The organism is Alloprevotella sp. Lung230 (genome assembly GCF_014385435.1).
Lineage (GTDB): Bacteria > Bacteroidota > Bacteroidia > Bacteroidales > Bacteroidaceae > Alloprevotella.
Map to the genome: position 1 here is coordinate 88,404 of NZ_JACSUD010000003.1, position 11,900 is coordinate 100,303.

10 protein-coding genes are annotated in these 11,900 nt (G+C 58.7%); 2 read left to right on the plus strand and 8 right to left on the minus strand.

Annotation, left to right across the window (positions count from 1 at the left end; translation table 11 throughout):
* Positions 1-207 precede the first annotated feature (207 nt).
* Positions 208-1,305: a DUF6291 domain-containing protein gene (locus H8527_RS03270; RefSeq protein WP_187545562.1), complete on the minus strand. Its 1,098-nt coding sequence runs from the start codon at positions 1,303-1,305 to the stop codon at positions 208-210.
* Positions 1,306-1,903: 598 nt separating this feature from the next.
* Between H8527_RS03270 and rmuC the strand changes: the two genes are divergently transcribed.
* Positions 1,904-3,268, plus strand: a complete 1,365-nt coding sequence (gene rmuC / locus H8527_RS03275; protein ID WP_187545564.1) for a DNA recombination protein RmuC — start codon at positions 1,904-1,906, stop codon at positions 3,266-3,268.
* Between the two features lie 115 nt (positions 3,269-3,383).
* Here the strand turns inward: rmuC and rpmA are convergent, their stop codons facing one another.
* The 7 genes from rpmA to H8527_RS03310 form a co-directional block, all read right to left on the minus strand.
* A complete protein-coding gene (rpmA, locus tag H8527_RS03280; RefSeq protein WP_187545565.1) occupies positions 3,384-3,641 on the minus strand; it encodes a 50S ribosomal protein L27 in 258 nt (85 codons plus the stop codon).
* 19 nt (positions 3,642-3,660) lie between these two features.
* Positions 3,661-3,978: a 50S ribosomal protein L21 gene (gene rplU, locus H8527_RS03285; protein ID WP_187545567.1), complete on the minus strand. Its 318-nt coding sequence runs from the start codon at positions 3,976-3,978 to the stop codon at positions 3,661-3,663.
* Positions 3,979-4,164: 186 nt separating this feature from the next.
* Positions 4,165-4,797 carry a hypothetical protein gene (locus H8527_RS03290; protein ID WP_187545569.1) on the minus strand — a complete coding sequence of 211 codons (633 nt, stop codon included), beginning with the start codon at positions 4,795-4,797 and terminating at the stop codon, positions 4,165-4,167.
* Between the two features lie 102 nt (positions 4,798-4,899).
* Positions 4,900-6,006 (minus strand): peptide-methionine (R)-S-oxide reductase MsrB, encoded by a 1,107-nt coding sequence (gene msrB / locus H8527_RS03295; protein ID WP_370539222.1) that lies wholly within the window; start codon positions 6,004-6,006, stop codon positions 4,900-4,902.
* A 74-nt stretch (positions 6,007-6,080) separates the two neighbouring features.
* Positions 6,081-8,456, minus strand: a complete 2,376-nt coding sequence (gene rnr / locus H8527_RS03300) for a ribonuclease R (protein ID WP_187545571.1) — start codon at positions 8,454-8,456, stop codon at positions 6,081-6,083.
* A 12-nt stretch (positions 8,457-8,468) separates the two neighbouring features.
* Positions 8,469-9,281, minus strand: a complete 813-nt coding sequence (gene murI / locus H8527_RS03305; protein ID WP_187545572.1) for a glutamate racemase — start codon at positions 9,279-9,281, stop codon at positions 8,469-8,471.
* 12 nt (positions 9,282-9,293) lie between these two features.
* A complete protein-coding gene (locus H8527_RS03310) occupies positions 9,294-9,869 on the minus strand; it encodes an OmpH family outer membrane protein (RefSeq protein ID WP_255498502.1) in 576 nt (191 codons plus the stop codon).
* 1,404 nt (positions 9,870-11,273) lie between these two features.
* On the opposite strand from H8527_RS03310, the gene H8527_RS03315 reads away from it, so the two are divergent.
* Positions 11,274-11,810 carry an HD domain-containing protein gene (locus tag H8527_RS03315; protein WP_187545574.1) on the plus strand — a complete coding sequence of 179 codons (537 nt, stop codon included), beginning with the start codon at positions 11,274-11,276 and terminating at the stop codon, positions 11,808-11,810.
* Positions 11,811-11,900: the final 90 nt, after the last annotated feature.

The window sequence follows — 11,900 nt, forward strand, 5'->3', positions numbered from 1 at the left end:
TCTCGGATGCTTTCGGGGACAGATGCAGCACATATAACATCGCGGTGTGTAAGCGCATCGGGACGCAGGGGTCCCCGAAGGGGGCGAATTTGAATAGCCGTAGGCGAGGCGGCGCGCAGCGACGACGAACCTACGGAACGCGGTCGGGCACAGCGATGCGTCCCCGAAGGGGGCGAATATCGGTCGACGTTAGAACATCGCCGGCAATCAGCTCCTCCCCTCCAACTCGGCCAGGCGCGCCATGTCACGGGCTTTGAGCAAAGCGATGGCGCGCTCCGCATCACCGTCGCAGGCAGCAAGGGCTTCGGCAAAACGCACCTGCGCCTCCTCGTGGCTCACCGCCAGGAGGCGCGAACGGCGCGCCTCCCGCTCCCGCTCCTCCTGCTGCTCGCGTCGATAGGCCACCGCCGCCTCGCAGTTGATGCGCCGCTGGTGTTCCAGCGCCTGCTGTGCCGCCGCCCGCTCGCGGATAGGAGCGATGACCTCACAGTAGCGCCGCTCCCAGTTTTGCGCCGCCGTCTTCCAACGGCAGATGCGCGTCCCGTCCTTGGTGAACCAGTCCCGTTGCTCGTTGTAGTCGTAGAACTCCTGCGCGCTCGACCGATAGCCGCGTGCCTGCCAGAGGGCTTCGACTTCGGCCGGCGTGGGGTGGGCAGCGGATGGCGTGGCAGAAGATGCCGCAGGGGCAGAAACAACGGAAGAAGAAACAGCAGAGGCAGAGGAAACCGCTTCGGGGGCAGGAGCAATAACAGCATCCGCATCCCGACTTTCGGAAATCCTCAATCCCCCTTCCCCTTTTTCTTTCGTTCGGCCGGAAGAAGAAGAGGAAGTGTTTTTGTCGATGTCTTTGTTGCTGTCACTGTTATTGTTACTGTCGCGCGTGCGAGGGACAGCAGCGGACGACTGATTTTCAGGCGAAATGATACCGTGTGTGTTGATTTGTTGCGAATTTTTCGCCGGCGACTGATTTTCAGGCGTAGAGGGGGCGTTTCTCGCAGATTTTGCACCGGTCGTCGCCGTCGGGGCGACCGTTGGGGCCTCGTCGTCCAGTCCGGCGAAGCGTTCGGCCTCGTGGAGGATGATGTCGCGACAGAAGGCAAAGGCCACCATCGCCTGCCCCGAGAGATGGGTGGGGGCTTGCAGCGTGCGGGCATAGTCGACGATGGCGAGCACCACCGCGTTGCGCTCTTCGGAGGACAGATAACTCAGATTGTCGAGCCAGGAGAAGTAGAACACAAAGCCTTTGCGTGTGTCGAGACGGCGCGGGCGGCGCGCTGCCTTGTGGGAAAGGTAAGGGGAGGGCATAGAATAAGGTGGGTTAAAAACAAAAAATAGAAAGGATAATTGAATGAGAAAAAACATCGTCCGATGACGGCAGCGCCTCACGGCGGACGGGTCGGCATCGGGGGCGTTCTGCCTCACGGCAGTCGGCGGGGTGTGATGGTGCTTTTGTTGTGATTTCTTGCTCAAAGTTACGCAATAGACTTCGTTTTTGCAAATCAAATCGCAAGTTTTATTTCTGCATCTTTCAACTTTTTACCACCATTACGGAGTAAGCCTCGCAAGTTTTCCATTCAATCCACAGAAAATCAGTACACCGCCCCCTTTTTCATCTACCTCAGAGCTAAATAAATCTACCTAAGAGGTAGAAAATCCTATCCCTTAGGTAAATACTCCGCGCTCGTCCGCCCCTTTTTGTGTTTTTCGCTCGATGGGCGGTGGCATTTTTTGGGGGAGTTTGCAAAGAGGTCAGTATTTTTTATGCAGCAGAACTACCTTTTTTCAAGCAAAAATGCGTAACTTTGTGCAAACAAGTGCCGAAGCCCGTGCTGCAGGGAAAAGTCCTCGACCGACACGGCGCGGTTTTCGTCCTCATCTTCTTAGATTTCAACCCCACTTTTTTATGGAAATCGTCCTTTATCTTTTTGCAGCCCTCGCCGTGGGCGCAACCCTCGGTTGGTGGCTCGGCCGAAGCCGGCAACAGAGCCTGCACGCGCAAACGGAGGCACGGCACGCTGCGGAGCGCGCCACCCTCACCGCCGAACGCGACCACCTCGCGGCACAGGTGGAACAGCAGCGCACCGCCGCCGCGGCCGCCGCACACAATGCCGAGCGGCAGTTGGCACAGGAGCAGGAACGCACCCGCCAACTCTTGGCGCAATCGGAGGAGCGAGCGCGCGAAATGCGGGCAGCCGACGAGGCACGCTGGCAGGAACAATGGCGCACCCAGAGCGAGGCCTTGCAAAAAGCCGCGCTTCAGCAACTCCAAGCCCAGCAGGCCGATCTGCAAACGGCCAACCGCACCCAGATGGACACCCTCCTCCGCCCCATCAAGGAGCAGTTTGCCGACTTCCGCCGGACGGTCGAGGAGAGCGGCAAACTCAGTGCGGCGAGTCGGCAGCAGATGGCTTCGACCTTTGAAAGCACGCTCCAACTCTTCCAACAACAACAGCAGCAGGCCGTGGCGCAACTCCGCGAACAAACGGAGCGCATCGGCACCGACGCCGCCCAACTCACCCAAGCCCTCAAAGGCGACAGTAAGGTGCAGGGCGACTGGGGCGAAATGGTGTTGGCCACGATGCTCGAAAACTGCGGTTTGCGACGTGGGGAGGAGTATTTCGTGCAGGAGAACGTGAAGGACGAAGCGGGTCGGGATTTGCGGCCGGATGTCGTGGTGCGCTTTCCCGAAGGACGCAGTATCGTGATTGATTCGAAAGTGTCGATTACGGCCTACACCGCCGCTATGGCCACGCCCGAAAACCAAGAAGCCGAACGGACGCGTCTGCTGAAAGAACACGTGGCGAGCGTGCGGCGGCATGTCGACGAACTGGCGGCGAAGGATTACAGCCGACTGGTGGACGGTGCCATCGGGTTTGTCCTGATGTTCGTGCCGAACGAGAGCAGCTATGTGGCCGCCATGCAGGCCGACGCCACCCTCAGCCAATATGCCTACCAGCGCCATGTGGTGATCATCTCGCCCAGCAACCTGCTCATGGCGCTCAAACTGGCCTACAATCTTTGGCAGTACGACCGCCAAACGCGCAACGTGGAGCAGATTGTGCAGCGGGCAGGCTTGCTCTACGACAAGGTGGCGACCTTTGCCGACACGTTCGACGAGGTGGAAAAGAAAATCCACGGTCTGAGCGAAGCCTTCACCAAAGCCCGCAGCCAGCTCTACAACGGCCGCGGCAACGTGATGAGCCAGGTGGAGAAACTTCGCGAACTGGGCATCACGCCCAAAAAGCGCCTCGCCAAGACGGAGGAGTGAGGGGGAGGGATGCGGATGGGCAGGGACACAGGCACACAAAAAAACTCGCTCTCCCACAACGTGGGAAAGCGAGTTGTCTTTGTTGTTCCGAACGGGTCGGGGCGTGTGTGGAGGGTTAGGCCTGGGGCTCAACCGAAACAACGCTGCGGTCGCGCTGACCGCGCTTGAACATCACCACACCGTCGGTGAGGGCGAAGAGCGTGTGGTCGCTGCCCATACCTACGTTTTTGCCGGGATAGTGAACCGTGCCGCGCTGGCGAACGATGATGTTGCCGGCAGCGCAGGTTTGGCCACCCCAGATCTTAACACCCAGACGTTGTGAAGCCGATTCGCGGCCGTTCTTAGAACTACCTACACCTTTTTTATGTGCCATTGTCTTCTGTTTTTAGGGGTTAAGCAATTACTTCCTTGACGGAAACTTGAGTGAACTGGTGGCGATAGCCATTGAGCTTGCGGTAGCCCTTACGACGCTTCTTGTGGAAGATGAGGACTTTGTCGCCCTTCACGAGGTGATCGAGGACTTCACAAACTACTTTTGCGCCCTGGATGGTGGGGGCGCCCACGGTGATGGCACCGTCTTTGTCGACGAGCAACACCTTGTCAAATTCAACAGTTTGGCCGTTTTCGGCGTTCTGGATGTGGTTGACAAAGAGCTTCTGTCCTTGTTCCACCTTAAACTGCTGACCGTTAATCTCTACGATTGCGTACATTTGAGGTTGATGTATAAACGGGTTTTTCCGGGAGGCGGAGCGTAGGCCTTACGCTCGCTTGTTCAGCCCCGACGGACTCTAAAATCGGCTGCAAAGGTACGACTTTCTTGTGGTTGCGCCAAACTTTTGGATGAAAATTCGCCGCAAATGGCTGAAATTGAGCCGAAAGAGGAGACTGAAGCGCATTTACCACGGGCGGTCGTACTGCTGCCAGTCGAAGGAGAGGGTGATGGCGGCCTTTTCGCCGATCTTGAATTGGGCTGCGGCACCGAGGAGAGTGTCGGGCGTGCGGAAGAAGGGCGAGAAGGGGCCTGCGAAGTGGTTGTGCAGCAGGCTGTTGGTCGGAAACATCCGTTCGGCAGAGCGGGCAGCCACGAGGGTGCGCGCGCCGTAGGCATAGAGGTTGAGGCGCTCAGTGGCTTGATAGCGCACCATGGCCGAAACGCCCACCGTGCGGTCGGTGTAGCTGCCCCAACTTTGGTTTTGCCCGTAGAGCCCGAGGGAGAGGTCGAAGTGCCGGGAGAGGGGGCGGACGTAGTGGAGCGAGAGGTTTTGCATGAAGCCTGCTCCCGAGGGGGCGTTTTTGCCGAAGGCGACACCCACTCCGAGCCCCACCCCGACATTGAGCCCCGTGTGGAGGGGCGTGCTGCCCCACCAGGCCGAGGGCCAGAGGGTGGAGGTGAGCGGCCGCATCGCGGGCGGGGCTGCCAGGCTGTCGGCGGCTTCGGGTCGTGCATCGCTTTGGGGCGCATCGGTCTGTGCCCGCATCGGGACGAGACTTGCGGCGAAGAGGAGGAAAAGAAGGCAAATCTGTTTCATAGGGGCAAAAATACCTTTTTCGAGGGACAGCGGCAAATGTTTTGCGCTTTTTTACCAGAGGTTAGAAAAATCCAAGAAGTCTGCCCCGTTCTCTGTTGCTATTCAATGCCCCGTCGCGGGCGTTTCGAGCAAGGGGAGCCAAGCGGCATAGCCTTCGCGCGCCATGTCGGCCTTCGGCACGAAGCGGAGGGAGGCGCTGTTGATGCAGTAGCGCAGTCCGCCGGAGGTTTTCGGGCCGTCGTTGAAGACGTGACCCAAATGGGCGTTGCCGCGGGCACTGCGCACCTCGGTGCGCTCCATGCCGTGGCTGCTGTCGTGGTGTTCGGCCAAGAGGTGGGGATCGATGGGTTTGGAGAAGGCCGGCCAGCCGCAGCCCGACTCAAACTTGTCGGTGGAGAGGAAGAGAGGTTGGCCGGTGGTGATGTCTACATAGATGCCCTCGCGAAACTCCGCGGCATATTCGTTGGTGTAGGGGCGCTCCGTGGCGGCCTGCTGGGTAACGGCATATTGGAGGTCGGAAAGACGCGTTTTGAGGTCGGTATCGGAGGGGCGCTCGAAGGTTTTCGAGGGCGGGGCGGCGTTGGCGGTTTTGGCAAACTCGAAGAGGGAGCGGGGGATGTGGCAATAGCCAGTGGGGTTCTTGTCGAGATAGTCCTGATGGTAGGTTTCGGCATCAAAGAAGTTTTTCAGCGGGAGGAGTTCGACCACAACCTTTTTCCCGATTTGGGCTTCGAGTTTGGCGAGTTCGGCCTGCAAAATGGGGCGTATGGCGGGGTCGGTGTAGTAGATGCCGGTGCGATATTGCGTGCCGACGTCGTTGCCTTGGCGGTTGAGGGCGGTGGGGTCGATGCTGCGGAAATAGAGTTGCACGAGGAGGGTGAGGGGGAGCTGTTCGGGATCGTAGTCGATGCGTACGGCTTCGGCAAAGCCCGTTTGTCGGGTGCACACCTGCTCGTAGGTGGGATGGTCGATGTTGCCGTTGGCATATCCCGTTTGGGTGTTGATGACGCCGCGGATTTGCTTGAGGTAGTGTTCGGTGCCCCAGAAGCAACCGCCGGCGAGGTAGAGGGTGGCAGTGGTGTTGGACATGGAGGAAGAGGGATGAGGGTGAGAAGATTGTCCGTTGCTCCGGCAGGCTGCAAAACTGAAGACGAGGGGGAGCAACAGGGTTTTGAGAAATCGGAAAAGGGAGGGGGAAAGGGACATCATGGTGAGGGATAAGAAAAAGGTGGGAGGGGCAAGCCTCCCACCGAAAGTTCAAAAGAGATTCATCGGGAAGCGACCTACTTACGCTTCTTTTTTCCTGCGGAACGCGCGGCTTTCTTGTCGGCTTTTTTATTCGCTTTCTTATTGGCCTTTTTGCGTCCGTAGTCGGCCGGCGAGGAGGTTTTGCCACGGCCTTTGCCCGGGCTGCCTTTGGCGGGCTGCGGTGGCGCTACGGGAAGGCCGTCGGGGTCTTCGATGAGGGAGAAGTCGAGTTGGCGACGTTCGAGATTGGCACGCTCCACGCGGAAGCGCACTTTGTCGCCGAGGTTGTAGACGCGCTTGGTGCGGCGCCCCACAAGGCGGTAGTTGTCTTCGTCAAACTCGTAGTAGTCGCTCGAAAGGTCGCGCAGGGGTACCATGCCTTCGCACTTGGTGAGAATGTCCTCGACGTAGATGCCAAACTCCGTGACGCCGGAAATAACGCCGTCGAACTCCTGCCCGATACGCTCGCCCATAAACTCCGTTTGCTTATATTTGATGGAGGCGCGCTCGGCAGTGGCGGCAATCTGTTCGCGTTCGGAGCAATGCTCGCAGAGGTCTTCATATTTCGTAGCACTCACGGAGCGTCCGCCCTCGGCATAGCGGGCGAGGAGGCGGTGCACCATCAGGTCGGGATAGCGGCGGATGGGGGAGGTGAAGTGGGTGTAGTGCTGGAACATGAGGCCGTAGTGGCCGATGTTGTGCACGGAATAGCGCGCCTTCATCATAGCCCGCAGCGCCACGAGTTCGACCACGCCTTCTTCCTTCTTGCCCTTCACTTCCTCGAGGAGTTTGTTGAGCGATTTCGACACATCGGTCTTCGTGCCTTCGGTGCGCACTTTGTAGCCGAATTTGGCCACGAAACCGCGGAGTTTCTCCATCTTTTCGGGGTCGGGCACGTCGTGAATGCGGTAGGGCAGCACCTTCGGCTGCTTGCCTTTGGGCACGAGCGCCACCTTTTCGGCCACGGAGCGGTTGGCAAGGAGCATGAACTCTTCGACGAGCTTGTTGGCGTCTTTGGCAATTTTGAGGTAGGTGGAGATGGGTCGGCCTTTTTCGTCGATTTCAAAGCGCACTTCGGGTCGGTCGAAACCGATGGAGCCGCGTTTGAAACGCTTCGCCCGCAGGAGTTTGGCGAGGCGGTCGAGGGTGAGGATTTCGTGCGCCCATTCGCCTTTGGGCTGCTGAGGACTGCCGTCGATGGCGGGATGATGGCCGGGGGTGGCGAGGTCGTCGGGCGAAGCCTGCCCGTTGCGTTCGATGAGCGTTTGCGCCTCTTCATAGGTGAAGCGGCGGTTGCTGCAAATGACGGTTTTGGCCACGTGGAAGTGGAGGATGTCGGCCTTGTCGTTCATCTCGAAGATGGCGGAGTAGGCCAGTTTTTCCTCGTCCTGACGGAGGGAGCAGATGAAGTTGCACAGGCGTTCGGGAAGCATGGGTATGGTGCGGTCGACGAGATAAACGCTCGTGGCGCGCTCCACGGCTTCGCGGTCGATGGTGCCGCCTTCGGTGACATAGTGGCTCACGTCCGCAATGTGCACGCCCACTTCCCAACGGCCTTTGCCGAGCGAACGGAGGGAGAGGGCATCGTCGAAGTCCTTGGCATCGTGGGGGTCGATGGTGAAGGTGGGCACTTCGCGGAAGTCTTCGCGTCGCGCCAGTTCGTCGGGGGTGATGCCGGGCTCCAGTTTTTCGGCCGCCCGCTCCACGTGCTGCGGATAGCGGTAGGGCAGTCCGTATTCGGCGAGAATGGCGTGCATCTCGGTGTCGTTGTCGCCCTGTGCGCCGAGCACATCGACCACCTTGCCGATGGGACTTTTGGAGTTGTCCGGCCATTCGGTGATTTTCACCACCGCTTTGTCGCCGTCTTTTGCCCCTTTGAGTTGGTCTTTCGGAATGAAGATGTCGCTGGCCAAGGCACGCTCGGTGAGCAAGAATCCGTAGCCGCGCTCCACCTGCAAACGCCCCACGAAGGTGTCTTTGGCGCGCTGAATGATGTCGGTCACTTCGGCTTCACGGGTGTGTCCACGGCGGCGGGCGAGCATCGTCACCCGCACGCGGTCGCCATCGAGGGCATGGTGGGAGTTGCGTTCGGTGACGAGGATGTCTTTGCCGCCATCGTCGGGCACGAAGACGTTGTGTCCGTTCTTTTTGCGGCGGAACACGCCCTCAATGACCTGCACGTCGCGCACGGCATGGCGGTAGTTGCCTTTTTGGTCGGTGGTGAGGTAGTCGTCCAGCACCAAGTCGCCCAGCGTTTCGAGGGTGAGCATCTTGGCGGGGTGGTTCATCGCCCCCACGCGGCGGAAGAGGTCTTTGACATTGAGCATCGCGCCTTCGCTGTCTTCAAAAATCTGCAGCAGGCGGTTGCGTATTTCTTTTTTGGTGAGGCGTGTGCCTTTCGTTTTTGCCATAGTGGGTGGGATTTAGAGGGTTATTTTCTCCACCTCAATATCGGTGGAGGGCATGAAGATGGCGGCATTTTCGAGAAACTTTTCCGGATCTTCGGTGGTGAGGAAGCGCACGTTGCCATGCCGAGAGAGGCGGACGTCCATTTCGGGATGGCGGCGGAGGTAGTCTTGCAGCGAAGCCGCCACATAGTCGCCCTGAGGGATGATGCGCACGGAGGGGGGGGCATACTTCACGATTTTGTTCATGAGCAGGGGGTAGTGGGTGCAGGCCAAGACGAGGGTGTCGATGTCGGGATCGAGGCGGAACACCTCGTCGAGCCGCTTTTGAACAAAATAGTCTGCACCGGGCGAGTCGTACTCGCAGTTTTCCACCAGCGGCACCCACATCGGGCAGGCCACCCCCGTGACCGAGATGTCGGGGTTGCTCTTGTGGAGTTCGAGTTCGTAACTTCGGGAGCGGATGGTGCCCTGCGTGGCCAAGATGCCGACATGACGGGAGTGGGTGAGGCTGCCCACCACCTCCACCGTGGGGCGGATGACGCCCAACACGCGGCGCTCGCTGCCGAGGCGGGCGAGGTCGTTCTGCTGAATGGAACGGAGGGCTTTGGCCGAGGCGGTGTTGCAGGCCAAGATGACGAGTTCGCAACCGCGGTCGAAGAGGGCGGTGACGGCTTCGAGGGTGTAGCGATAGACCACATCGAAAGAGCGCGAACCATAGGGGGCTCGTGCGTTGTCGCCAAGGTAGAGGTAGTCGTACTGAGGGAGGAGTTTGCGAATTTGCCGCAGAATGGTCAGGCCGCCATAGCCTGAGTCGAACACGCCGATCATGGAGGATGAGAATTAGTGTTGAACCAGTTTTTCGCGCACGAAAGGCGTGGCATCTTCCGAGAGAGTGGGGCTGACGTAGGGGGCGGCACTGCTGTCGGTGTCGATCACGAGGTCGTAGCCGCGCTCAGCTCCCACCACGCGGATGGCCGCATCGAGCCGCTCTTCGATGGGGCGGAACAGGCGCTTGCGGGCGTCGTCGAGCAGCGCCTGACCCTCCCGGCGGAAGGCCAGCGCGCGCTCCATGGCCACTTGGAGGTCGGCCTGCCGCTTGCGTAGGAGAGGCTCGGAGAGGCTCTTCTGGACTTGCAGAAATTCGGAAAATTGGCGTTGAAATCCGGCCTCGTTGTATTGCGTTTCGCGGTCGAACTGTGCGCGCAGAGAGTCGAGTTCCTGCTGTGCGCGGTGGGTTTCGGGCATCTGTCGGAGGAGGGCTTGGCGGCTCAGGCAGCCGTAGCGCGCTGCATTTTGTGCGGCGGCGGGGAGGACGGGCGCGAGGAGCAGGAGGAGGAACAGGAGGGCTTTGTGGTTCATAATCTGATGTTTTGTGGGGTCGTTGATGGAGATATGGTGGAGTAAGTGGGCCTTCAAAATATAGTCGTTGGTGAATCTCTACTTTGGCCCTATCTTTGTCTCCCTTTTCCGCCCTCTCGTCTTTGTTCATCCTTCGTGCAGCCGGCTACACTCCTTCTTCACAAAGACCATCTGACGAGAAATGGAGACAAAGTATAGTGTCAATTAATTCTGAACACCTACTTATCATTCCTGCAAAGTTACCTTTTTTTGTCAAAGCGCCGGCAAAAATGTCGGTGTTTTTTCTCGCGGTGGGTCGAATTCGTGCTGTGGGCGTCGTGCCGATGCTTTTTCAACCCCCGTTTTTGTGGTCAAATATTGAAACCAATCGTAGTTGCTCTCTCGAACGAGAAACCGGATAAATCGGTTCAGACCTTTTCCTTCTCCTGATTGTCGGGATCGACTTCATTCGACCTTGTATTTGTTCGATTGAGATCTGTCTGGGCTTTGGCTTTCGATGTCGCTTTCAGCGACCTGCTACTCCTGCTTGTCCGCTCCATAGATGACGGTGGCGGGCTGCCTTCAGCGACCTGCCACGCCTGAGCACAGCGCTCGACTTCATTTGGTTTTGGCTTGCGATGTCGCTGAAAGCGACACCTTTGCATAACCTCGGGTTCTCCCGAGGTGGGCAGAGCATGGAGGAAAGCTGGCTGAAAGCCAGCCCGATAGCCTCATAGATAGTTGTCATTCTCTGTGAAATATGTGCAGACCTCCCCATCGGGCTGACCTTCAGTCAGCATCCTCTCCGGCCGCATCCACCCCACGAGGACGTGGGGTTATGCAAAGGTGTCGCCTTCAGCGACCTGCTACTCCTGCTTGTCCGCTCCATAGATGATGGTGGTGGGCTGCCTTCAGCACCTGCTACTCCTGCTTGTCCGCTCCATAGATGACGGTGGCGGGCTTGCCTTCAGCGACCTGCCATGCCTGCCTGTCCGTAATATAGATGATGGCGGTGGGCTGCTTTCTGAGACAATCATCTGCGAGGTCGGTCCATCTCACCAAATTGAACAAAAAAACTACCTCAGAGATAGTTTTTTCTACGTCTAAGGTAGTTTTTTCTACGTCTGAGAAAAAATTTTCTACCTCTGAGGTAGATTTTGCTGATGATTTTTGGCCGGATGTCGGATTCTTGTCTACTGTTGCGGTGTCAAGGAGTTGGCGATGTGCGCGAATGTATTTTCAAGCTGCCTTCTTGACTTGTGCAGCCCATCTCCTGCGAGGTGGGCTGCTTTCGTGTGTTGCTCAGGGGGCGGACCGGATTTTCCATTCCCCATTTCCACCACCCTCGGTGTTGCCCCTTTTCCGCTCACTCACATTATTTTAGAATCAAAAGAGGGGACTTTACAGAGAAATGTGTAATTTTGCACGGTAGATTATCTCGGCGTCGGCGGCAGAGCGCCGCTGCACCCACAGCTCAGTCTTATGATTTATCCGCAGATTATTGATAAGTATTACCCCGAGGACGGCCCGTTGCGGCAACTGCTCCTGCACCACAGCCGGCAGGTGATGGAGCGCGCACTGCTCATCGCCGACCGCCATCCCGAACTCGGTGCCGACCGCACTCTGCTCGTCGAGGGAGCCATGCTCCACGACATCGGCATCTTCCTCACCCATGCCCCCGGCATCCACTGCCACGGCACGCACCCCTATCTGCTGCACGGCCGTCTCGGAGCCGAACTCATGCGCGAGGAAGGGCGGGAGGACATCGCCCGCATCTGCGAGCGCCACACGGGGACGGGCCTCACGCGGCAGAACATCATCGACCGCGGCCTGCCCCTCCCGCTGCAGGACTTCCTGCCCGAAACGCTGGAAGAGACCATCGTGTGCTACGCCGACAAGTTCTACTCCAAGAGCCATCCCGAGCGTGAGCGCAGCCTCGAAGCCACCGCCCGCAGTCTGGCGCCCTTTGGCGAAGCCGGCGTGCGTACCTTTTGGCAGTGGGCCGAACGCTTCGAGTAGCCTTTCGATGGGCTTCGCAACACCATCGCAACACCATACGTAGAAATGCCCCAAGATGAGTCGTGCCGTGCCGACCCTCTTTCCTTTGAG